The sequence below is a fragment of the Xanthomonas sp. NCPPB 3005 genome (assembly GCF_041228095.2).
Lineage (GTDB): Bacteria > Pseudomonadota > Gammaproteobacteria > Xanthomonadales > Xanthomonadaceae > Xanthomonas_A > Xanthomonas_A bonasiae.
Window position 1 is genome coordinate 288,199 of the sequence record NZ_CP166096.2, and the last position, 20,238, is coordinate 308,436.

At 70.3% G+C, this 20,238-nt stretch carries 22 protein-coding genes; 12 read left to right on the forward strand and 10 right to left on the reverse strand.

Features of this window, described 5'->3' with window-relative positions; all coding sequences use genetic code 11:
* Window positions 1-173 precede the first annotated feature (173 nt).
* The 4 genes from AB8810_RS01305 (at window position 174) to AB8810_RS01320 (ending at window position 4,185) form a co-directional block, all read left to right on the forward strand.
* On the forward strand, window positions 174-1,211 hold the full coding sequence (locus AB8810_RS01305) for a nitrogen regulation protein NR(II) (RefSeq protein WP_179571146.1): 1,038 nt from the start codon (window positions 174-176) through the stop codon (window positions 1,209-1,211).
* 10 nt (window positions 1,212-1,221) lie between these two features.
* The gene (gene ntrC, locus AB8810_RS01310) at window positions 1,222-2,646 is read left to right on the forward strand and encodes a nitrogen regulation protein NR(I) (RefSeq protein WP_179571145.1); all 1,425 of its coding nucleotides are present in this window, start codon (window positions 1,222-1,224) and stop codon (window positions 2,644-2,646) included.
* Between the two features lie 246 nt (window positions 2,647-2,892).
* On the forward strand, window positions 2,893-3,474 hold the full coding sequence (locus AB8810_RS01315; protein WP_179571144.1) for a superoxide dismutase family protein: 582 nt from the start codon (window positions 2,893-2,895) through the stop codon (window positions 3,472-3,474).
* 69 nt (window positions 3,475-3,543) lie between these two features.
* Entirely contained in the window at window positions 3,544-4,185 is a 642-nt protein-coding gene (locus AB8810_RS01320) for a superoxide dismutase family protein (RefSeq protein ID WP_369915307.1), read from the forward strand.
* A 743-nt stretch (window positions 4,186-4,928) separates the two neighbouring features.
* Here the strand turns inward: AB8810_RS01320 and AB8810_RS01325 are convergent.
* Complete coding sequence (locus AB8810_RS01325; protein ID WP_369915309.1) at window positions 4,929-5,816, reverse strand: hypothetical protein; 888 nt, start codon at window positions 5,814-5,816, stop codon at window positions 4,929-4,931.
* Window positions 5,817-5,918: 102 nt separating this feature from the next.
* Here AB8810_RS01325 and AB8810_RS01330 point away from each other — a divergent pair, with 102 nt between their 5' ends.
* Complete coding sequence (locus AB8810_RS01330) at window positions 5,919-7,199, forward strand: acetyl-CoA C-acetyltransferase (protein ID WP_179571141.1); 1,281 nt, start codon at window positions 5,919-5,921, stop codon at window positions 7,197-7,199.
* Window positions 7,200-7,420: 221 nt separating this feature from the next.
* The gene (locus AB8810_RS01335) at window positions 7,421-7,990 is read left to right on the forward strand and encodes a hypothetical protein (protein WP_369915310.1); all 570 of its coding nucleotides are present in this window, start codon (window positions 7,421-7,423) and stop codon (window positions 7,988-7,990) included.
* Between the two features lie 114 nt (window positions 7,991-8,104).
* Here the strand turns inward: AB8810_RS01335 and AB8810_RS01340 are convergent, their stop codons facing one another.
* From AB8810_RS01340 to AB8810_RS01350, 3 genes are all read right to left on the reverse strand, one after another.
* Complete coding sequence (locus AB8810_RS01340; RefSeq protein ID WP_369915311.1) at window positions 8,105-9,373, reverse strand: heme biosynthesis HemY N-terminal domain-containing protein; 1,269 nt, start codon at window positions 9,371-9,373, stop codon at window positions 8,105-8,107.
* Window positions 9,370-10,347, reverse strand: a complete 978-nt coding sequence (locus AB8810_RS01345) for a uroporphyrinogen-III C-methyltransferase (protein ID WP_369915313.1) — start codon at window positions 10,345-10,347, stop codon at window positions 9,370-9,372. The genes AB8810_RS01340 and AB8810_RS01345 overlap by 4 nt, the downstream gene beginning before the upstream one ends.
* Before the next feature lie 118 nt (window positions 10,348-10,465).
* Window positions 10,466-11,242 carry a uroporphyrinogen-III synthase gene (locus tag AB8810_RS01350; protein ID WP_369915315.1) on the reverse strand — a complete coding sequence of 259 codons (777 nt, stop codon included), beginning with the start codon at window positions 11,240-11,242 and terminating at the stop codon, window positions 10,466-10,468.
* Window positions 11,243-11,284: 42 nt separating this feature from the next.
* Here AB8810_RS01350 and AB8810_RS01355 point away from each other — a divergent pair, with 42 nt between their 5' ends.
* From AB8810_RS01355 to AB8810_RS01375, 5 genes are all read left to right on the forward strand, one after another.
* Entirely contained in the window at window positions 11,285-11,755 is a 471-nt protein-coding gene (locus AB8810_RS01355) for a YiiD C-terminal domain-containing protein (RefSeq protein ID WP_179571136.1), read from the forward strand.
* A 37-nt stretch (window positions 11,756-11,792) separates the two neighbouring features.
* Window positions 11,793-12,212, forward strand: a complete 420-nt coding sequence (locus AB8810_RS01360) for a hypothetical protein (RefSeq protein ID WP_179571135.1) — start codon at window positions 11,793-11,795, stop codon at window positions 12,210-12,212.
* Window positions 12,213-12,265: 53 nt separating this feature from the next.
* Complete coding sequence (locus AB8810_RS01365) at window positions 12,266-12,700, forward strand: rhodanese-like domain-containing protein (RefSeq protein ID WP_179571134.1); 435 nt, start codon at window positions 12,266-12,268, stop codon at window positions 12,698-12,700.
* A gap of 88 nt (window positions 12,701-12,788) precedes the next feature.
* Window positions 12,789-13,307, forward strand: a complete 519-nt coding sequence (gene secB / locus AB8810_RS01370) for a protein-export chaperone SecB (protein ID WP_179571133.1) — start codon at window positions 12,789-12,791, stop codon at window positions 13,305-13,307.
* A gap of 18 nt (window positions 13,308-13,325) precedes the next feature.
* A complete protein-coding gene (locus AB8810_RS01375; RefSeq protein ID WP_179571132.1) occupies window positions 13,326-14,351 on the forward strand; it encodes an NAD(P)H-dependent glycerol-3-phosphate dehydrogenase in 1,026 nt (341 codons plus the stop codon).
* Between the two features lie 165 nt (window positions 14,352-14,516).
* Here the strand turns inward: AB8810_RS01375 and AB8810_RS01380 are convergent, their stop codons facing one another.
* The 4 genes from AB8810_RS01380 to AB8810_RS01395 form a co-directional block, all read right to left on the reverse strand.
* The gene (locus AB8810_RS01380; RefSeq protein WP_369915316.1) at window positions 14,517-15,089 is read right to left on the reverse strand and encodes an Ax21 family protein; all 573 of its coding nucleotides are present in this window, start codon (window positions 15,087-15,089) and stop codon (window positions 14,517-14,519) included.
* A gap of 347 nt (window positions 15,090-15,436) precedes the next feature.
* Window positions 15,437-16,105, reverse strand: a complete 669-nt coding sequence (locus AB8810_RS01385) for an NAD(P)-dependent oxidoreductase (RefSeq protein WP_369915317.1) — start codon at window positions 16,103-16,105, stop codon at window positions 15,437-15,439.
* Between the two features lie 113 nt (window positions 16,106-16,218).
* Complete coding sequence (locus tag AB8810_RS01390; protein WP_369915318.1) at window positions 16,219-16,692, reverse strand: AtaL-like protein; 474 nt, start codon at window positions 16,690-16,692, stop codon at window positions 16,219-16,221.
* A 39-nt stretch (window positions 16,693-16,731) separates the two neighbouring features.
* The gene (locus AB8810_RS01395; RefSeq protein WP_369915319.1) at window positions 16,732-17,601 is read right to left on the reverse strand and encodes an SDR family oxidoreductase; all 870 of its coding nucleotides are present in this window, start codon (window positions 17,599-17,601) and stop codon (window positions 16,732-16,734) included.
* Window positions 17,602-17,712: 111 nt separating this feature from the next.
* Here AB8810_RS01395 and AB8810_RS01400 point away from each other — a divergent pair, with 111 nt between their 5' ends.
* The gene (locus AB8810_RS01400; RefSeq protein WP_369915320.1) at window positions 17,713-18,594 is read left to right on the forward strand and encodes a LysR family transcriptional regulator; all 882 of its coding nucleotides are present in this window, start codon (window positions 17,713-17,715) and stop codon (window positions 18,592-18,594) included.
* 173 nt (window positions 18,595-18,767) lie between these two features.
* Here AB8810_RS01400 and AB8810_RS01405 read toward each other — a convergent pair whose 3' ends face one another.
* Window positions 18,768-19,175, reverse strand: a complete 408-nt coding sequence (locus AB8810_RS01405; RefSeq protein WP_179571126.1) for a DUF2000 domain-containing protein — start codon at window positions 19,173-19,175, stop codon at window positions 18,768-18,770.
* A 52-nt stretch (window positions 19,176-19,227) separates the two neighbouring features.
* Complete coding sequence (locus tag AB8810_RS01410) at window positions 19,228-20,079, reverse strand: helix-turn-helix domain-containing protein (RefSeq protein ID WP_369915321.1); 852 nt, start codon at window positions 20,077-20,079, stop codon at window positions 19,228-19,230.
* Window positions 20,080-20,238 lie beyond the last annotated feature (159 nt).

The following is a 20,238-nucleotide window of genomic DNA, read 5'->3' on the forward strand; positions in this document are numbered from 1 at the left end:
CGACCCCCACTCATTGGTTCCCCCGTTGCCCGCGGCGCCTCGTGCCCGCCGGCCGCGGTGGCTGCGACAGGCCGCGCCTCGGTGCCGGCCGACGTTGCCGGCAGGTTCCGGCAAATGGCCCGCCCGGCCAGGCGTTCAGCGCCTTCCGGCAGCCTTTGCACTACATTGGTGCAATGCAGATGACGTCGCCTCCGCCTCCGCTCGACGCGCTCGGCACCCCGGTGGTCTGGGCCGATGCCGACGGCCGCCTGCTCGGCGCCAATCCGGCCTTCGCGCGCTGGCTGGGCGTGAGCGTGCGGCGCCTGCTCGACCAGCCGCTGGCCTCGCTGGAAGTGCAGGGCGACGCGCTGGCGCGGTTCCTGCTCAACGACGAGCGCGACGTGCTGCGCCTGCACCGCATGGCCCTGGCCATTCCCGGCGAGACCCCGCGCTTCGCCGAGGGCTGGCTGTCGCGGATGGACAATGGCGGCTGGCTGCTGGAAGCGCACCCGGTCGACGAATTCCCCACCCCGGATCCGGCCCAGGCGTTGCCCAACGCGCTCGGCGCGGCGCTGAAGGGGCTGGCCCACGAACTGCGCAATCCGCTGGCCGGACTCAAGGGCGCCGCGCAGCTGCTGGCGCGGCGCGCGCAGCATCGCGACGAGGACGAGCGCGAGCTGATCGACCTGATCGGCGCGGAGATCGAGCGCCTCAACAGCCTGCTCGACCAGTTGCTGTCGCCGGCGCCGGCGCGGCCGCACGCCATGCTCAACATCCACGCGGTGCTGGAGCGGGTGCTGCGCCTGGCCGAGAACGAGGGCGGCTGGTCGGTGCGCCTGCAGCGCGACTACGACCCCAGCATTCCCGAATTCCTCGGCGATGCCGACCGCCTGACCCAGGCGGTGTGGAACCTGGTCCGCAACGCGATCCAGGCCGGCGCCGCGCAGGTGACCCTGCGCACCCGCGTCGAGCACGCCCAGCGCATCCGCGACCGCGTGCATGCGCGCGGCGTGCGCCTGGAGATCGTCGACGACGGCCGTGGCGTGCCGGAGGAACTGGCCGAGCATCTGTTCCTGCCGCTGGTCAGCGGCCGCGCCGAAGGCAGCGGCCTGGGCCTGGCGCTGGCGCAGCAGGTGGCGCGCGAGCACGCCGGTTCGCTGACCTTCCGCTCCCGCCCCGGGCATACCGTTTTCACCCTGCTGCTGCCGCAGGCCGCAGCGGACCCCGAATAGGAGCATTCCGATGACCGAATCCCTGGAAGGATCGCAACGCATCTGGGTGGTCGACGACGACCGCTCGGTCCGCTTCGTGCTGTCCACCGCCTTGCGCGACGCCGGCTACAGCGTGGATGGCTTCGACAGCGCCGCCTCCGCGTTGCAGGCGCTGGCGCAGCGTCCGCTGCCGGACCTGCTGTTCACCGACGTGCGCATGCCCGGCGACGACGGCCTGGTGCTGCTGGACAAGCTCAAGGCCGCGCATCCGCAACTGCCGGTGATCGTGATGTCCGCCTACACCGACGTGGCCAGCACCGCCGGCGCGTTCCGCGGCGGCGCGCACGAATTCCTGTCCAAGCCGTTCGACCTGGACGACGCCGTGGCGCTGGCCGCGCGCGCACTGCCGGAGGCCGGCGGCGTCGCCGAGGTCGCGCTGCCGGTGTCCAGCCAGGGCAGCGCCGAACTGATCGGCGATACCCCGGCGATGCGCGCGCTGTTCCGCGCCATCGGCCGCCTGGCGCAGGCGCCGCTGTCGGTGCTGATCAACGGCGAAACCGGCACCGGCAAGGAACTGGTCGCGCACGCGCTGCACACCGAGTCGCCGCGCGCGCGCAAGCCGTTCGTCGCGCTCAACACCGCGGCGATCCCGGCCGAGCTGCTGGAAAGCGAACTGTTCGGCCACGAGGCCGGCGCCTTCACCGGCGCGCAGCGGCGCCACATCGGCCGCTTCGAACAGGCCGACGGCGGCACCCTGTTCCTCGACGAGATCGGCGACATGCCGCTGCCGCTGCAGACCCGGCTGCTGCGCGTGCTGGCCGAGAACGAATTCTTCCGCGTCGGCGGCCGCGAACTGATCCGGGTCGATGTGCGGGTGATCGCCGCGACCCACCAGGACCTGGAGGCGCTGGTCGAACAGGGCCGCTTCCGCGCCGACCTGCTGCATCGGCTGGACGTGGTGCGGCTGCAGCTGCCGCCGCTGCGCGAGCGCCGTGCCGACGTGCCGCAGCTGGCCGAGAATTTCCTGGCGATGGCCGCGCGCAAGCTCGACACCCCGCCCAAACGGCTGTCGCCGGCGGCGCTGGACGCGTTGCGCGGCTACGCCTGGCCGGGCAACGTGCGCGAACTGGAGAACGTGTGCTGGCGGCTGGCCGCGCTGGCGCCGGCCGAGGTCATCGACGCGCACGACGTGGACGGCGCGCTGCTGCGCGGCAGCCGCCGCGAGCGCAGCGGCGAGGGCGGCGAATGGGATGCGCAGTTGTCGGCCTGGGCGCAGCAGCGCCTGACCGACGGCGCCGAGGGCCTGCACGCGGAAGCGCGCGACCGTTTCGACAAGGCGCTGCTGGAAGTGGCGCTGCGCTTCACCCAGGGCCGCCGTGCCGAAGCCGCCGCGCGCCTGGGCGTGGGCCGCAACACGGTCACCCGCAAGCTCGGCCCGGGCCGGCGCCGTCGCTGAGTGCGGCCGGGACCCGGGACTCGGGACCGGGGACCCGGAAAGCAACGGGCCTTGTCTGATTTCTCCGCAGACTTCGTAAGCAACCGCTGCGACGCTCTGCCGATTCCCGATTCCCGAATCCCGAATCCCGAATCCCGAATCCCGAACCGGCGCGCAGCGCCGGTTTAGACTTGCCCGCCGGGCGCAGCCTTCATGAGCTGTGAACGGCCACCCCTCTAGTTTTCGCTGCACAAGGAGCCAATGCCGATGCGTTACAGCTTGCATGCCATCGTGGGAAGCGCGTTGCTGATACTGGCCGGCTGCAGCAGTGCGCCGCCGGTAGCGCCGCCGCCGCCGCCGCCGAAAGCGCCGCCGATGCCCACCAGCGGCACCGCACAGCAGGCGCAGGCGGTGCTCGCCCCGGCCTCCGGCAGCCTGGTCAGCGGCAAGCTGTCGCTGGTCGCCGCGCCCGGTGGCGTGCGCATCACCGGCACCCTCGGCGGCCTGCAGCCCAACCGCGCGTTCGCGTTCCACGTGCACGAGCGCGGCGATTGCAGTGCGGCCGACGCCAGCAGCGCCGGCGGCCACTTCAATCCGCTCGGCGGTCCGCATGGCCGGGCCGGCAGCGGTCCGCACCATGCCGGCGACATGGACAACCTCAGCGCCAACGCCGACGGCGTCGCCCAGGTGGATGTGCTGTTGCACGGCGTGGTGCTCGGCGGCGGCGCGGCCAACGACATCGCCGGCCGCGCGCTGGTCGCGCATGCCGATGCCGACGACTACCGCAGCCAGCCGGCCGGCAACGCCGGCGCGCGCGTGGCCTGCGGCGTGATCCGCGTGTTGCGCTAACCGATCATCCGCCCGGAGCGTGCTCCGCGGCGAACGTCCGCATTCCGCGGCCCCTCAAGGAGAACCACCATGCGTACGCTTCCCACCGTCCTGTTCCTGGCCACGACCCTCGCGCTCGGCGCCTGCAAGCGCGAAGAGCCAGCCGCAGCCGACGCCCCCGCCGCGGCGGCGACGCCGGCCGCCACCCCGGCACCGGCCGCAGAACCCGCGCCCGCCGCCACGCCCGCCCAGGCCGCCGCCAGCGCCGCGCTGAGCCCGACCCAGGGCAACCAGGTCGCCGGCGAGGTCAAGTTCGATACGGTCGATGGCGTCGTGCACGTCACCGGCACCATCACCGGGCTCAAGCCCAACAGCGAGCACGGCTTCCACATCCACGAGTTCGGCGATTGCAGCGCGCCCGACGGCAGCAGCGCCGGCGGCCACTTCAACCCGGCCAAGTCCGAGCACGGCCAGGTCAGCGCCGATCCGCACCACGGCGGCGACATGCCGAACCTGAAGGCCGACGCCGACGGCAAGGCCACGATCGACGCGCCGGTGTCCAACAACGTCAACATCGGCAAGGGCGACGGCTTCGACATCCTCAACCACGCGGTGATCGTCCACGCCGACCCGGACGACTACAAGACCCAGCCCACCGGCAACGCCGGCGGCCGCCTGGCCTGCGGCGTGATCAAGGGCAACGCGACCGCGGCGGCCCCTTCCGCGCAGTAAGCGGCAGGTCGTCGCAGTAAGCGGCAGATCGTCGCACGCCTGTGCAAGCGCGCCGCCGGTGGCATCGGGCCATCGGCGGCGACGGGCTCCGACGTCGGCAAATCCGCCGGCTTCGGAGGCGCCGGCCGGGATTGAAACCGCTTCTACAGCGCCGGTGCAGGGCGCCAGAGTCTGTCTGTGCAGGAAATGCGTCCGCTCGTGTAGGAGCGGCTTCAGCAGCGACGAGCGGAGTCGGGAAGTCGGCCGGCTTCGGCAGCAGTCGGGACTGAACTCCCTCCCACGGTGCACCCAGCCAGCGCGACGAACTCCCGTGTGGGAGAGACTTCAGTCGCGACGATCGAAGCCGGGAAGTCGGCCGGCTTCGGCAGCAGTCGGGACTGAACTCCCTCCCCCAGTGCACCCAGCCAGCGCGACGAACTCCCGTGTGGGAGCGACTTCAGTCACGACGAGCGAAGCCGGGAAGTCGACCGGCTTCGGTGCCTATCTGGGTCGATAGCTCAAGGAGGGATCTGCCTGGAGGCTGCCGGCTTCGGCACAGGTCGGGTCGAAACCCCATCTACCGAACGCTCAGCGTCGAGCCGCAACGCCTGTGGGAGCGACTTCAGTCGCGACGCACGAAGCGATAGACGTGGCGTTGGACAGCATCGGCGCCGACACGCCAATCGCAGGGCCACGCGGTCAGAGCGCCGCAAGTACGCTTGCGCGCCACCGTCACCCGCGCCAGCCCAACGATCAAACGCGATTCACGCCGCCAGCAACGCCTGCCTCGCGTCCTCGCCGGCCTCGCAATGCACGTACAGCACCGGCATGCCGTGCGCTTCCAGCACCGCGGCCAGCTGCCGCTGCCGGGCCAGGTAGTGTTCGTAGACCCGCTGCAGGCGCTCGCAGTCCTGGCGGTCGTGGGCGTAGTGCGCGCACCAGCTGGCCGGGTCGAACAAGGCCATGCGTACTTCGCCGCCGCGGTAGCGCAGCAGCGGCTCGGGCGGGCTGGCCAGCCATTCCTCCTGGTCCGGCGCGAGCAACGCGGTCTCGATCAGCGGCCACAGCGGCGCCAGGCCCTGGTTGTCGTACTGCATCGACATCATCGCGGCCAGGTCGTTGACCGTCAGATAGCGTGCGTGCTCGATCTGCGCGCCGAACGCCTGCTGCGCCAGCAGCGCGGTGTCCGGCTGCGCCATGCCCTGCGCCAGCAACAGGTCTTCCAGCGCCTCGGCGACCGGTTGCAGCGTCTCGGCCGGGCCGCTGAGCAGGAACGGCACCACCCGCAGCGCGCCACCGAGCAGGGCGGTGTCGGCCTGGAACGGCAGCGGCACGGTGCCGTCGGCATCGGCGCCGAATGCCAGCAGGCGCGGGCCGGCGTCGCGGCCGGGCGCGCGTGCGCGCAGCTCGTCCAGGCGCCGGTGCATCGGCCAGCCTGGGCGCAGCACCTCGGCGGGGTCGAAATGCGCGCCGGCCAGGCTCAATTCCAGCTCACGCACCGCCGGCACCAGTTGCGCCAGATCGCGGCCGACCTTCTCGGCCAGTTCCGCGGCCAAGGCGTGCGGCAGCGCCGCGTGGGCCGGGGCGAGTCCGGCGGACAGTTCCAGGGCGATCACGCCGCGGGCATTCATGCTGGCAATGGCTTGGCTCATGGCTTGGCGGTTGGCCCGTCGCGGGCGCAAAGCTACACTCGCTTCATTATGCCTGCGCTAACGTGCAGGCCATGTCCCCGACCCCTCGCGCGAGGTAATCCCATGCCAGTAGCCCGTCCCGTCGCCATTCTCGGCGGCGTCCGTATTCCGTTTTGCCGGCAGAACACGGCGTATGCGGATGTCGGGAACCTCGGCATGTCGGTGCGCACGCTGGGCGCGCTGGTCGAGCGCTACGGCCTGCACGGCCAGCAGCTGGGCGAGGTGGCGATGGGGGCGGTGATCAAGCACTCCAGCGACTGGAACCTGGGCCGCGAGGCCGCGCTGTCGTCGGGGCTGTCACCGCTGACGCCGGGCATCACCCTGCAGCGCGCCTGCGGCACCAGCCTGGACAGCATCATCACCGTGGCCAACAAGATCGCGCTGGGGCAGATCGAGTCGGGCATCGGCGGCGGTTCGGACACCACCTCGGAAGTACCGATCGTGTACGGCAAGAAGCTGCGCGCGCGGCTGCTGGCCGCCAACCGCGCCAAGACCACCGGCGACAAGATCCGCGCGCTGACCCGCAGCTTCAAGTTCGCCGAGCTCAAGCCCGAGTTCCCCGGCGTGGCCGAGCCGCGCACCGGCAAGAGCATGGGCGACCACTGCGAGGACATGGCCAAACAGTGGAACATCGCGCGCGATTCGCAGGACGCCTGGGCGGTGTCCTCGCACCACAAGCTGGCCGCGGCCTACGAGCGCGGCTTCTTCGCCGACCTGATCGCCCCGTTCCGCGGCGTGGAGCGCGACAACATCCTGCGCGCCGACACCTCGCTGGAAAAGCTCGCCACGCTGAAGCCGGCATTCGACAAGACCAGCGGCCGCGGCACCCTGACCGCGGCCAACTCCACCCCGCTGACCGACGGCGCCGCCGCGGTGCTGCTGGCCTCGGAGGAATGGGCGCAGGCGCACGGCCATGTGCCGATGGCGTACCTGCGCGATGCGCAGGTCGCCGCGGTGGACTTCGTGCACGGCGAAGGCCTGCTGATGGCGCCGACCATCGCCGTGCCGGACATGCTCAAGCGGCACAACCTGAGCCTGCAGGACTTCGATATCTACGAAATCCACGAGGCCTTCGCCGCGCAGGTGCTGTGCACGCTGCGCGCCTGGGAGAGCGAGGACTACTGCCGCACCCGGCTCGGCCTGGACGCGCCGCTGGGGCAGATCGATCCGGCCAAGATCAATCCGCTGGGGTCCTCGCTGGCCACCGGCCATCCGTTCGCGGCGACCGGCGCGCGCATCGTCGCCACGGTGGCCAAGCAGTTGGTCGAACGCGGCGGCGGGCGGGCGCTGATCTCGATCTGCACCGCCGGCGGCATGGGCGTGGTGGCGATCGTCGAGCGCTGAGCCGCGGCATGCGGCCAGCGCGCCTGGGGCGCCGGGCCGCGAAAGCGCGCAGGGCGATAGCGCCGGGCCCTAAGGCGCCGCTCGACGCGGCCACGACCGCCGCATCGTCGACTAGGTTTTTTCCCCCGCCATCGCCCGCCAGCAGCGCTTGCCGCTGCGCTACCATGCGCGCCGATCCGCCTGCACGATGCAGGCCGAACGGCGCGCAGGGGGCGCATGCCATGAACCAGCTCGACAGCTTCAATCCGTATCAGGCGCCCGACGCCGCCATCCAGGCCACCGCCATGCCGCCGCTGCCGGGCGAGACGCTGTGGCGCGACGGCGACGACCTGCTGTGCCTGCGCGATACGCCGTTCCCGGCGCATTGCGTCAAGTGCGGGGTGGCGCTGCGCAACGACGAACTGAAGAAGCGCACGTTCTACTGGCACGCGCCGGGCTGGTACGTGTTGATCCTGGTGAGCGTGGTGATCTACGCGATCGCGGCGTTGATCGCGCGCAAGCGCAGCAGCCATGTGCTCGGCATGTGCGCGGAGCATCGGCGCCGGCGCAACCGCTTCGTGCTGCTCACCGCGGCGGCATTCGTGGCCGGACCGCTGCTGGGATTCGCCATCGGCGGCGAGGCCGGGGTATGGCTGGGCCTGGGGCTGTTCCTGGCCATGCTGGTCGCCGGCCTGCTCGGCGCGCGCATCCTGGTGCCGCGGCGCATGGACGAACGCTACGCGCGCTACAAGGGCGTGGCGCCCGCATTCCTGGCGCGCCTGCCGGCGCTGCCGGCTGCGTTGCGGCGCTGAGCCGCTTGGTTCGGCCGGCCAGGCGCTGGCCTCGCCATCGTTGAATGAGAAAGCCGGCGCCGGCTGCAGCCGACGCCGGCCTCGGTCAACGGTGCTTCATCCCTGCCGCCGCACTCATTCCTGCAGGCGCGGGAACCCGTGTTCGTCGCGGCGTTCGTCGCTGCCCGGATCCGGGTCGATCGGCACCACCGGCGCGCTGGTCGCAGGCAGCGGCTGGGCCAGTTCGCCGCGTTGCACGCGCAGCGCGTTGGCGTAGCAGCGCTGCGCCATGAAGGAGTCGCCGGCCTCGGCATGGCCATCGCCGAACGCCTCCCAGGCCTCTGCGCCGGCGCCCAGCGCCAGCGCGCGATGCAGGAATTCTTCCGACTGCGGCCATTGCTGTTGCTGATGCGCCAGCCGCGCCAGGGTCAGCAGCAGGCCCGGGCTGTCCGGATGGCTCTGCAGCCAGCGCTGCGCGCTGGCGCGGCGCGAATCGTATTTCTCCACCGGCAGGCGCCCGTACAGCGCCGCCAGGCCTTCGTCCCAGCGCGTCTCCAGGGCCTGTTCCACGGCGCGCAGCGCCGCGTCGTCCCAGTGCAGCGCGGCGGCGCGGGTGGCATAGGCCTCGACCACGGCCGGTTCGCTGCGCTGCGACTTGGGCAGGCTTTCCCAGCGCTCGGCCAGCGCGTTGGCATCGTCCGCCTGCTGCAGCGAGGCGGCGGCCAGGCGCGATTCCAACGGGCCGATCGCGTCCAGCGGCAAGGCCTGCTGCTGGCGGATCGCACCAAGCTGGCCATAGGCCTCGCCGGCGCGGCCGATGCTGGTCAGCGCCTCGGTGCGCAGCAGCAACCCGCGCGGCGGCAACGGCTGCGCCGCGGCCACGTCCAGCACATTGATCGCATCGACCGGACGTTGCTGGGCCAGAAGGCGTTCGCCCTGCAACAGCGCGTGCGCGCCGGCGTCGCGCTCGCTCAGGCGCTGCAGATAGCGGTTGGCCGCCTCCGCGTCGGCGCGCGCATCGGCCACGCGGACCGCTGCGACCAGGGCGATGGCGCTGACTTCGGGATCTTCCGCAGCGGCATTGAGCTGTTTCTCGGCGCGCGCCCACTGGCCGTTGTGCAGCGCGGTCAGGCCTTCGATCAGGCGCGCGCGCGATTGCTTGCGGCGATGCCGGCCCCAGGCTCGGAACGGGAAGCTGAGCAGATTCCACAGCAGCAACAGCACCAGGAAGGCGATCACCAGCAGCAGCGCCGCCTGCGGCAGCGGCGAGATGTAGTCATTGCCGCCGGCGCGCACGATCACTTCGCCGAGGTCGCCCAGCTTGTCCTGCGCCAGCCACTGCGCGCCGATCACGCCCAGGGCGATCACCACCAGCAACACGATCAGGGAACGGAGGGATTTCATGGTTGGCTCCTTGCGTCGCGCATGTTGCGCAACTGCTGCAGGGTGGTGCCCAGCTCGGGGATGGCCGGGCGCAGGGCGGCGTTGCGCAGGGTCTGCAATGTGGCGCGGCGTTCGCGCAGCGGCGCCGAATCGGGCCACAGGCGTTGCAGCCAGGTGCCGGCGCGGGTCAGCGCGCCGCGGTAGCCGCGCGCGTCGCCACGCTCCAGTGCGGCGCGCGCCAGGCTCAGGTCCAGCTGCAGCGCATCGCGCGCGGCGATCCGCTCCGAACGCGCGACCAGCACGCCGCCCTGGGCGGGGCGGATCTTGACCAGCGGCGACAGCAGCCGTTGCCACAGCGGCGCTTGCGTGCGCTCGGGCAGTTGCGTGGGCAATGCCTCCAGGCTGGCGGCGAAGGCGTCCAACTGCGCCGACAGCCGCGCCTGCGGCCCTTCGCCGAGCGCGTCCAGCGCGGTGCGTTCCTGCAGCAGCACCTGGCGCAGGTTGAGATAGCGCGGATCGTCCACGCCTTCCAGCACGCCGCTGGCCAGCGCATAGGCGCGGCGGGCGCCCTGGGTATCGCCGGCCACGTCCAGGCGCTGCTGGCCCTGGCTCAGCAGCAGTTCCACCTCGTCCAGGCGCAGCGCCTGCGCGCCGTGGCGATTGGAGTCGGCGAGCTTGGCGACGTTGTCTTCGAGCAACGCGCTGCGCTGGCTGAGGCCGAGCATCTCGTCGCGCAGCACGCGGTTGGTGCTGGCCGCATCCTGGACCCGCTGCACGGTGGCGCGCTGGTCGCGGCGCAGGGTTTCCAGGTTCTGTTGCAGGGCCTGCAACTGCAGTTGGGTCTCCGATTGCTCGGCCAACGCGCGCGCGTTGCGCGCCTGCCACCACTCCCAGCCGCGCCAACCGGCCAGCGCGAGCGCAGCCAGCATGGCCAGTACCAGAAGCAGCCAGATCCAGCGCGTGGAGCGGCGGGGCGTGGACGAGATTTCGGTCATCGGCGGGGGCATCCTTATAGCCTGCGTCCCGTCGCGACGATGGCGACGGCCGGACCCACGGCACGCGGGAGCATGGCGTGAGCGGCACCGCGCCCGCAAGCCGGGGGGCGGCGCGCGTTCAGCGAGGTGGCGAGCGCGTTACGGCCGCGGCGGCGGCGGTGGCCAGTTGCTGTGGCAGCGGACCGGCGGCGCGCGCGATGTCGGCGAAGCCGAGTTCGGCGGCCTGCGCGGCCAGCCGCGCGCTGGCCGCGACCAGCGGCCGCGCGCGCCAGGCGGCGGCCAGGTCGTCGGGCAGGCGGTCCAGCACCAGCCGCAGCGCCTCGCCGCTGCTCAGCGCCAGCACGCCCGGCGCCGCGGCGCGCAGCCGGGCGATGCGCGCCGCGGACAGGGGCAACGGCACCCGGCGGTAGACATCGGCGCGCTGCAGCGGCGTGCCGCGCGCCTGCAGGTGCGCGGCGATCAGGCCACGCCCGCCGGGCGCAGTGATCAGGCCGACGGCGCCATCGCGGGAGGCAAGCTGCGGCAAGGCCAGCAGGCCATCGCTGTCCATCCGTTCCGGCACCGCGACCTCGGCGATGCCATGGCGCTGCAGCGCGCGTGCGGTGCCGGCGCCCACCGCCAGCCAGCATTGCCCGGGCGCCGCCGCCAGCGGCTGCAGCGCCGCGGCCGCGCGCACCGCGGCCGGACTGCTGAAGAGCACCCGCGGCGCGGCCAGCGCCAGCGCCAGCGCGGTGCGCGTGGCGGCGTCGTCGCAGGCGTGCAGGCGCCATGGCGAGACCGCCAGCAGCCGCGCGCCGACCCGTGCCGCGGCGCGGCGCAGCGGCGCGTGCTCGCCCTGCGGGCGCAGCGAGATCAGGGTCCAGGCCGCGGCGGCAACGGTTGCATGTGCGCTCATGCCAGGCATTATGCGAGCCCCCACCGGCAGCACAATCGCACCATGGCAGCGGATCTTCCTTTCGATGCGTTCCTGCAGCAGTTGCAGCGGCAGTTCGATGCGATGCCGCCGGTGGCGGCGCTGCAGGTCGCGCTGCAGGGCTATGCCGATCAGCGCTTGCACGTGGTCGCGCCGCTGGCGGCCAACCTCAACGACAAGGGCAACGCCTTCGGCGGCAGCCTGGGCTCGGTGATGACCCTGGCCGGCTGGGCGCTGGTCAATTGCGAGCTGCACCGCGCCGGCCTGCAGGCCGACGTCTACGTCGCCGATACCCAGGTGCGCTACCTGGCGCCGCTGTATGCCGACCTGCACGCGCAGGCCGGCGCCGATGCGCAGGCCGACTGGGACACCTTCGTGCAGACCTTCCGCCAGCGTGGCCGTGCCCGGATCGGCATCCAGGCCCAGGTCGGCCCGGCCGATGCCGCCGCCGCGGCGACGCTGAGCGGGCGTTTCGTCGCCATCGCGAAAGGGTAGGATGCGCGCACCGCTCGCGCCCATCCGGAAACCCGCCATGCACTCGACGTTCCGCGCCCTGGCGCTGCTGCTGGTGCTGGGTTTCGCCGGCACCGCGCTGGCCGCCAGCCGCAGCCAGCAGAACAAGCTCGACGATCTGCAGACCGCCTACGGCACCGCGATCCGCTGGAGCGAGTTCGAGTCGGCCTGGGAAGCGGTGGATCCGGCCTACCGGCAGGCGCACCCGCTGACCGATCTGCAACTGGAGCGCTACCGCCAGGTGCAGGTCTCCTCCTACAAGGTCGGGCGGGTCGGCGCGCTGGACGGCGACGCGGTACGCGACATCGAACTGGGCGTGATCAACCGCAATACCCAGGCCGAGCGCATCGTGCGCTACCGCGAGCGCTGGCGCTGGGACGCGCAGGCCAAGACCTGGTGGCTGCTGGACGGCCTGCCGGACTTGTGGAACGGCCAGTAGCGCCGCCGGCCAGCTGTGCGACAATCGGCGCCCGCTTCCAGCCCCCTATTCCTGTGAACTTCGAAGAACTGCTGGCCTTCGCCGGCCGCAACCCGATGCTGGCCCTGGCCCTGGTCGGCCTGACCATCGCCCTGATCGTCACCGAAATCGCGCGCCTGTTCCGCGGCTTCAAGACCCTGCGCCCGGCCGAACTGACCCTGCTGATCAATGCCGGCAACGCGGTCCTGGTCGACCTGTCGGCCGCGGCCGACTTCGAGAAGGGCCATATCGCCGGCAGCCGCAACGCCACGCCGAGCCAGTTCGGCCCCGAGCACAAGCTGGTGGCCAACGCCAAGTCTTCGCCGGTGGTGCTGGTGTGCCGCACCGGCAACACCGCCGACGCCGCCGCCAAGCAGCTGAAGAAGGCCGGCTTCGAGCAGGTCTACGTGCTCGACGGCGGCATCGCCGCCTGGCAGCAGGCCGATCTGCCGCTGGTCAAGGGCCGCTGATCGCGCGTCCCGGCCGGGCGCCGAGCGCCGCGGCCGGCATGTGATAATCCCGAATCTTTCTGTTACCTGAATCCACCGGAGTCAAGAAATGTCCGACGTCACCAACAACGGCGCCACGGCGCCGGCCGAAGCCGCAGCCGGCCCCGCTTTCACCATCGAGAAGATCTACGTCAAGGACGTGTCCTTCGAGTCGCCGAACGCGCCGGCGGTGTTCAACGACAACGTGCAGCCGGAGTTGCAGCTCAACCTCAACCAGCGCGTGCAGCGCCTGAACGAGCAGGCCTTCGAAGTGGTGCTCGCGGTGACCCTGACCTGCACCGCCGCCGGCAAGACCGCCTACGTGGCCGAAGTGCAGCAGGCCGGCGTGTTCGGCTTGGTCGGCCTGGACCCGCAGGCGGTGGACGTGCTGCTCGGCACGCAGTGCCCGAACATCCTGTTCCCGTACGTGCGTTCGCTGGTCAGCGACCTGATCCAGGCCGGCGGCTTCCCGCCGTTCTTCCTGCAGCCGATCAACTTCGAAGCGCTGTACGCCGAAACCCTGCGCCAGCGCGCGCAGCAGGGCGAGACCCAGTCGCTGGCCGACTCGGAGCCGGCCGGCAACGCCTGAGCGCGTTCGCCGTTGCGCATGCGCGATAACCCCGCGAAGAAGATCGCCGTCCTCGGCGCCGGTTCCTGGGGCACCGCCCTGGCCGCGCTCGTCGCCCGGCACGGTTTCCCGACCGTGCTGTGGGGGCGCGACGCCGTCGTCGCCGAGGCGATTCAACAGCGCCACGAGAACCCGCGCTACCTGCCGCAGATCCCGCTGCCGGCGAGCCTGCAGGCCACCACCGACCTGGCGGCGGCCGTGCACGGCGCCGACTGGATCCTGGTGGTGGTGCCGTCGCATGCGTTCACCGAAACCCTGCACCAGCTGGCGCCGCTGCGCCCGCCGCAGGCCGGCGTGGCCTGGGCGACCAAGGGCTTCGAGCCCGGATCCGGGCGCTTCCTGCATGAGGTGGCGCAGCAGATCCTGGGCGAGGACGTGCCGCTGGCGGTGGTGACCGGGCCGTCGTTCGCCAAGGAAGTGGCGCTGGACCTGCCGACCGCGGTGACCGTGCACGGCGATGCCGCGTTCGCGCAGCAGGTCGCCGACGCGATGCACGGCCCCACGTTCCGCGCCTACACCGGCGACGACATGGTCGGTGCCGAGCTGGGCGGGGCGATGAAGAACGTGCTGGCGGTGGCCACCGGCGTGGCCGACGGCATGGAGCTGGGCCTGAACGCCCGCGCCGGCCTGATCACCCGCGGGCTCAACGAGATGCTGCGGCTGGCCGCGGCGATCGGCGGCAAGCCGGAAACGCTGATGGGCCTGGCCGGACTCGGCGATCTGGTGCTGACCTGCACCGGCGACCTGTCGCGCAACCGGCGCCTGGGCCTGGCCCTGGGCCGCGGGCAGACCCTGCCCGACGCGGTTCGCGCGATCGGCCAGGTGGTCGAGTCGGTGCAGACCGCCGACGAGGTGATGCGCCAGGCCGAACGCCATGGCATCGACCTGCCGATCTCCAACGCGGTGCGCGCGGTATTGCACGGCGAACTGACCCCGGCGGTCGGCCTGCAGCAGTTGCTGGCCCGCGAGCAGAAGCCGGAGTATCCGACCACGCTGTTCAGCTGATCGCGCGTTGTTCCAGACACGAAAAAGCCCGGCCGAAGCCGGGCTTTTTCGTGTCTGCGGCCACTTGGCCCGAACGGCGCGCAAAAAAGAAGCCCGGTCCTGGGACCGGGCTTCGAACCGCGCGCAGCGGAGAGAGACGCGGCGCGCAGCGCTACGCGGTGCCGCTTACCAGCTGAAACGCGGGCCGACGAACCATTCCTTGTCGCCATCGCGGTTCATCTTCAGGTCCGCGCTCAGGCCCCAGTTCTGGTTGAGCTTGGCCTGGGCGCCGAGGCGGCCGTAGAACTCGCCGTCCGGGTTGATGCCGTCCTTCTTGGTGTAGTCCTCGTAACCGCCGAGCGCATACACCTCGAGGTACGGGTTGAACGCGGTACGGATGCCCACTTCGGCGCTGTAGCCGTTGAACTTGGTGCCGTATTCCGGGTCGAAGCGGTTGTAGGCCACGCGGGTCACCAGGTCGGTGCTGGTCGAGATCTCGTGGTTGTAGCCGGCGCCGATGCGCCACTGGTCGACGTCGACGTCGCCGAAATCGGTCTTCTGGCGGTTGAAGTCGCCGAACACGCTGAAGTTCGGGTTGATCGCGTAGGAGCCCTTGACGGCCCAACCGTCCGCGTCGCCGCTGTCGGCGTCGGTCTTGATGTAACCGCCTTCGACGTAATTGTAGGACAGGCCTTCGGCAGCAGAGGCAGCGAACGGCAGAGTGGCCAGGAGGCCGAGAGCGAGCAGAGAAGTCTTCATGATCGGGATACCCTTGTTATTGGTTTAGTCGGCGCTGAGGCGTGGGCCGTTCGCTGCCGATATGTAAATTATCCGTTAGCCACCCGAACTTGCCCTGAATTTCAAACTGACCGGTATATAAATCAGACGCCCTGTTCAGGAACTTTCGGGGGCGCGGTTTCGAGGGCGCATGGGCCGCACGGTCCGCGGTGCTACCGGATCACAAGTAGCCGCATTTCCGGGATGCCAAGCCGCAATCGACTCGTTGCCGGCGGGATTGGTCGCTGGCTTCTCTTCGCGCGAGTACCAGGGTGGCCGCATCCGTCTGTTCGTCCAGTGCGGTCCGGACAGCGGCGCGCGCGGTGCGCTTACCAGGTGACCAGCGGCGAGCGATGCAACCAGGCATTGGAGGCCACCTGGTCCAGGACGAACGTCGCGACATCCGCCCGCGCGATGCTGCCGCCGTGGAAGCCGGTGAGATCGGTGATCGCGCGGACTTTGCCGCGGGCGGGCTTGTCGTTGAGGACGGAGGGACGGACCAGCACCCAGTCGAGGCCGCTGTCGCGGATCAGGGCTTCCTGCCGGTTCTTGTCGGCATACACCTTGCGCAGGAGCAGTGGAAAGATCAGCTTGTCGAAGAGAAATCCGCCGTGTCCTGCGCTGTCGCCGGCCCCCATTCCGGTAATGCCGACCAAGCGTGCGACCTGCTCCGCCTGCATCGCGCTCACCAGCGCCCGCGTCGCGGTGGAGAGCAGGGTGACCTCGCGGCGCGGGCTGGCCGGCGTGCCCAGTGCGCTGATGACGGCGTCGCGGCCGCGCAGCGCCTGGCGCAGGATCGCCTCGTCGCGGGCGTCTCCTACGGTGAGTTGCGCCCCGCCGAGATGACGCGCCGCGTCGGGCGAACGCACCAGCGCCGCGACGTCGTACCCGCGTGCCACCGCCTGGCCGACGATGAGCCGGCCGGTACCGCCGGTCGCGCCCAGGACCAGAATCTTCGGTCGGTCAGGCGCGATATTGCCGCTGTCGTGCTGTTGCATGTTGGCTTCCTCGGAGGACGGGACGCCTGTTGATAGAGGTCGTCCCAGGGGGATCTCATGTCTCGGCCAGGCGTTTCCTGGCGGAGCCGTTGCGGCGAGAGGCGGACGGTTGTTCAGAGCCTGCCGTCCGCGAGCAGTTCGCGGGTGCGTTTCAGCGTCGATTGCAGCGCCGCCTTGTAGCCTTTGTCGCTGTCGAACTGGGCCTGCTCGGCCTGCTCCTCGGGGCCGCCTGGCTCTTTGCCGCGCAGGCCGAGATAGCAATAGAAGCGCAGCTGCAGCGCTCCGGCCGCGTCCTCGAAAAGCACGTTGACGATCGCGCCTTCGCGCGGGCCGGTGGCTTGGAAGAAGGTGATCTTGGTTTCCGGTTCGAGGGCGATGATCTCGCGCAGGTCGGTGCCGGCGATGGTGGCGTCGCGCACGAAGTGCATCGCGCTTTCCTCCACGACGTCGCAGCGGGTGCACAGGCCTTCGGGCAGGAACAGGCGGGCGTCGCGGGCCTTGAGCAGCAGACCCTGCCACGCCTGCGCGCGGGTCAGCGGGCGTTCGCCGGGAGGGTTCACGGGGACGGTGGCGGTCGAATAGATCATGGTGGAATCCTGCTGGTGTAGGTGCGCAAGCGCTGCTTGTCAGGAGGAGGTCGCGACCCGGGTGGCGAACTCGCGATAGGAGTGGAGCGGGCGCCCCAGGAGCGTGGTCAGGCGTTCGACGTCGCCGGCCGCGGGGACCATTCCGTCGCTGATGAAACGCTCGCTCATCAGGCGCATGTCGAAGGCCATCCAGCTCGGCATGAACTGGCGCAGGTTCTGCTCGAATGCGGCAGTGTCTTCGCCCGGATAGGAGATCTGGCGGCCCAGCGCGTCGCTCCAGATCGCGGCGACGGCGGTGCCGGTCAGCGTCTCGGGGCCGACCAGGTTGATGCGGTCCAGCGCCAGCGGCACTGCCGACTGCTCGCGGCGCAGCAGTTCGATGGCCGCGACTTCGCCGATGTCGCGCGTGTCGACCATCGCCAGGCCCTTGCTGCCGATCGGCATCGGATAGACGCCGTAGCCGCTCACCACGTCCTTGATCGTGAGGTCGTTGTCGATGAAGTAGGCAGGACGCAGGATGGTGGCGTTCAGGCCCATCTGCTCGATCATGCGTTCCACGCCGTACTTGCCCGCGAAGTGCGGCACGTTGACGTACAGGTCGCTGTGGATCACCGACAGATAGACGAACCGCTCGATCCCGGCCTCGCGGGCGACGTTCAGCGCGATCAGGGCCTGGGTGTACTCGTCGGCCACCACCGCGTTGAGCAGAAACAGCGTGGAGACGCCGGAGAAGGCGCCACGCAGCGCGTCGACATCGAGCAGATCGCCCTGGACGACCTCGACGCCTGCCGGCAGGTTGGCCTTGGAGGGGTCGCGGGCCAGCGCGCGGACATCGGCGCCGCGCTTGACGAGGTGTTCGACGACCTGACGGCCGACATTGCCGGTTGCACCGGTTACGAGAATGGTCATGGTGATGTCCTTGGTTGGGGTTCGGTCTGGGTGTGGGCCAAACGATAGGAGGTTCCACATTCAAAACACAGACTCTAAAATATGGACGCCTCGTACCAAATTTGAGACGGAATGGACCTGAACGCCCTGGAAGATTTCCAACTGGTGGCTGCGCACGGCGGCTTCGGCAGAGCCAGCCGCGCCAGTGGCCGGTCCAAAGCGACCCTGTCGCGCCGGGTTGCCGATCTCGAAGACTCCCTGGGCATACGGCTCATCGAGCGAGGCGAGCGCAGCCTGGGCCTGACCGAAGCCGGCCGGATCCTGCTGGCAAGACTCGAGGGGCCGATGCGCGAGGTTGCCGACGCGATCGCGGCGGCGCGGGATGGACTGGCGACCCCGCGAGGCCGGCTGCGTGTCGCAGCGCCGCTGCTGTTCTCGCAAGTGGCGCTGGGACGGCTTGCCGCCGCGTTCCAGGCGCTCCATCCGCAAGTGCAGATAGAAGCCGTCTCCGAGGACCGTGTCGCCGACCTCGTCGACGAGCACTTCGACGTCGCCATCCGCATCAACCCGCGCAAGGACAGCGCGCTGGTCGGCAGGTGTTTCGCCAAGGACCGGTTGGTGCTTGCGGCGGCTCCTGTCGTCGAGATCCCAAAAGGGCGCAAGGGCGAGACGCTGCGCGTCCCGGCCGTGGTGATGCCGTCCTATCGCGACGGCGAGCTGTGGTCCGTCCAGGGCGGCCAGCTCGTGATCGAACCACAGCCCGTCCTGCGGCTGTCCTCGCTGCTGACGGTCCGCGATGCCGTCACCGCCGGCGCGGGCGCGGCCATGCTGCCGCAGTCGCTCATTGGGCGCCTTCTCGACGAGGGCGAACTGGTCGCGTGGGGCGTGGCCGGCGACGAGGTCGAACTGTGGGTGTTGCACACCTCACGGCGCCTGCAGAGTCCCAAGGTCCGGGCGTTCGTCGAGTTCATATGCGGCCGTTACCCGAGTGGCGTGTTTGTCGTGGACGCATGATCTTGGCCGGCGGCGCACGCCATCCGGATGCGCGGACCGTGCGCCTGCGCCGGGTGCCAGGCATCGCTACGCATCGCCTGGAGCCATCCGCTAACGACCGACCGTGCAGGGGACGGTGCGGCGTGCGGGACAACCCGGGAAGATTCGGCACGGCCGCATCGCCGCGCGCCGCGTCACGGATGCAGGGACAGGCGCTTCGTGGCTTTTTCCACGGCTTTCTTCGGCCCGCGCAACCCGATCCCCACAAGGTTCAGATCGCCCGGGTCTTCCGCGCCGAATGCCTGGCGATTGGCGTCGTCGTGCCCGGTCGCGAACATGGCGAACACATACGGCAGCACGGTGATCTCACGCTCCAGTCCCACGCGATGCGCGGCCTGCAGTCCGGCGAGGTCGGCCTCGAACACCAGCATCGGTTGCCCGAGCATGTTGCCGTAGCGATGGCCGTTCGCATCGACGTAGGGTTCGCCCATGGCGTCCGGGGCGGCCGATGCGATGCCGGTCGCCAGGAACGCAACGACATTCAACCGTTGCCAGGTCGCCAGGTCGTTGCGGACGATGAGAGCCACTTTGGTGTCGAACATTGGGGAACTCCGTTCTTGCTGGACTGTGGCCATGGTCGGAGCCGCCCAGGATTCAATCTAGAACGCCTGTGCATTGCCGCCTGTAGGCGGCCGGGGTGAGCCGATAGGCGCGCTTGAACCAGCGGCCCAGATGGCTTTGATCGGCAAAGCCGACCTTGAGCGCCACATCCGCCGGTTCCTGGCCAGTGGCCAGCAGGGCGCGCGCGACGCGCAACCGCAAGCGGACCAGGTACGCGTGCGGCGACAGGCCGAACGTGCGCTGGAATTGCCGGGTGAGGCGGAACCGGTCCATGCCGGCGTAGCCGGCAAGTTCATCGAGGCCGACGTCGCGTTCCATCTGCTCGTGAAGGAAATCCCTGGCCCGCGCCATCCTTGCCGCCGAATCGCGCGCGGGCTGCGCATCCGCGGACAGGTGCGAGGACAGCCGCCGCATCATGCGATCCAGGCTCTGGTCCCGCGCCAGGCGGCCTTCGCCATGATGCACGGCGAGGAACGCCTGCCGTATCGCCGCGCTCAACACTGCGTCGCCGGTCAAGGTGCTCCGGAACGCCGGTTGAATCGCGGAGATGTCCCACTGCCCGAGCCGTTGCAGCATCTGCGCCACCCAGGACTGCGGGAGGTAGAGCATCGCGTAGGTGAAGCCGTCCTCCTCGGGCGCATGCCCGTCGTGGACCGCCCCAGGCTCGATCAGGATGGCGCGCCCCGGCGTGCTGGTATGGAGCGATCGATGGCAGTGGAACCGCTGGATTCCCTGCAAGGTGACGCCGACCAGCACTTCGTCGTGATCGTGGGGATCGTAGGCGTGTCCGCGGAAATGCGCGTGCACGCTCTCGATCCCGGTTTCCTGGTCGCGGCGAATCCTGACCCAATCGTCGGTGGTCGTTTTTCGGGAGCTGGAGGTCATAGCGCTACCCTGCAAGCGCGCGGCGGGTAGCGCGCCCGGATCGACTCAGGCGATGTCCCTGACGACTCAGTGTAAGAACGAAGCGTTGCCGACTTCAACCGCAAGCAAAGACGCCGCAATGCACGAGACGCAGCGGCTTTCCGGCGGAACGTCGGCGTG

What these genes read in the sequence shown, in the direction of transcription:
- AB8810_RS01305 (WP_179571146.1), top strand. Translation starts at nt 174, where the DNA reads ATGCAGATGACGTCGCCTCCGCCTCCGCTCGACGCGCTCGGCACCCCG.
- ntrC (WP_179571145.1), top strand. Translation starts at nt 1,222, where the DNA reads ATGACCGAATCCCTGGAAGGATCGCAACGCATCTGGGTGGTCGACGAC.
- AB8810_RS01315 (WP_179571144.1), top strand. Translation starts at nt 2,893, where the DNA reads ATGCGTTACAGCTTGCATGCCATCGTGGGAAGCGCGTTGCTGATACTG.
- AB8810_RS01320 (WP_369915307.1), top strand. Translation starts at nt 3,544, where the DNA reads ATGCGTACGCTTCCCACCGTCCTGTTCCTGGCCACGACCCTCGCGCTC.
- AB8810_RS01325 (WP_369915309.1), bottom strand. Translation starts at nt 5,816, where the DNA reads ATGAGCCAAGCCATTGCCAGCATGAATGCCCGCGGCGTGATCGCCCTG.
- AB8810_RS01330 (WP_179571141.1), top strand. Translation starts at nt 5,919, where the DNA reads ATGCCAGTAGCCCGTCCCGTCGCCATTCTCGGCGGCGTCCGTATTCCG.
- AB8810_RS01335 (WP_369915310.1), top strand. Translation starts at nt 7,421, where the DNA reads ATGAACCAGCTCGACAGCTTCAATCCGTATCAGGCGCCCGACGCCGCC.
- AB8810_RS01340 (WP_369915311.1), bottom strand. Translation starts at nt 9,373, where the DNA reads ATGAAATCCCTCCGTTCCCTGATCGTGTTGCTGGTGGTGATCGCCCTG.
- AB8810_RS01345 (WP_369915313.1), bottom strand. Translation starts at nt 10,347, where the DNA reads ATGACCGAAATCTCGTCCACGCCCCGCCGCTCCACGCGCTGGATCTGG.
- AB8810_RS01350 (WP_369915315.1), bottom strand. Translation starts at nt 11,242, where the DNA reads ATGAGCGCACATGCAACCGTTGCCGCCGCGGCCTGGACCCTGATCTCG.
- AB8810_RS01355 (WP_179571136.1), top strand. Translation starts at nt 11,285, where the DNA reads ATGGCAGCGGATCTTCCTTTCGATGCGTTCCTGCAGCAGTTGCAGCGG.
- AB8810_RS01360 (WP_179571135.1), top strand. Translation starts at nt 11,793, where the DNA reads ATGCACTCGACGTTCCGCGCCCTGGCGCTGCTGCTGGTGCTGGGTTTC.
- secB (WP_179571133.1), top strand. Translation starts at nt 12,789, where the DNA reads ATGTCCGACGTCACCAACAACGGCGCCACGGCGCCGGCCGAAGCCGCA.
- AB8810_RS01375 (WP_179571132.1), top strand. Translation starts at nt 13,326, where the DNA reads ATGCGCGATAACCCCGCGAAGAAGATCGCCGTCCTCGGCGCCGGTTCC.
- AB8810_RS01380 (WP_369915316.1), bottom strand. Translation starts at nt 15,089, where the DNA reads ATGAAGACTTCTCTGCTCGCTCTCGGCCTCCTGGCCACTCTGCCGTTC.
- AB8810_RS01385 (WP_369915317.1), bottom strand. Translation starts at nt 16,105, where the DNA reads ATGCAACAGCACGACAGCGGCAATATCGCGCCTGACCGACCGAAGATT.
- AB8810_RS01390 (WP_369915318.1), bottom strand. Translation starts at nt 16,692, where the DNA reads ATGATCTATTCGACCGCCACCGTCCCCGTGAACCCTCCCGGCGAACGC.
- AB8810_RS01395 (WP_369915319.1), bottom strand. Translation starts at nt 17,601, where the DNA reads ATGACCATTCTCGTAACCGGTGCAACCGGCAATGTCGGCCGTCAGGTC.
- AB8810_RS01400 (WP_369915320.1), top strand. Translation starts at nt 17,713, where the DNA reads ATGGACCTGAACGCCCTGGAAGATTTCCAACTGGTGGCTGCGCACGGC.
- AB8810_RS01405 (WP_179571126.1), bottom strand. Translation starts at nt 19,175, where the DNA reads ATGTTCGACACCAAAGTGGCTCTCATCGTCCGCAACGACCTGGCGACC.
- AB8810_RS01410 (WP_369915321.1), bottom strand. Translation starts at nt 20,079, where the DNA reads ATGACCTCCAGCTCCCGAAAAACGACCACCGACGATTGGGTCAGGATT.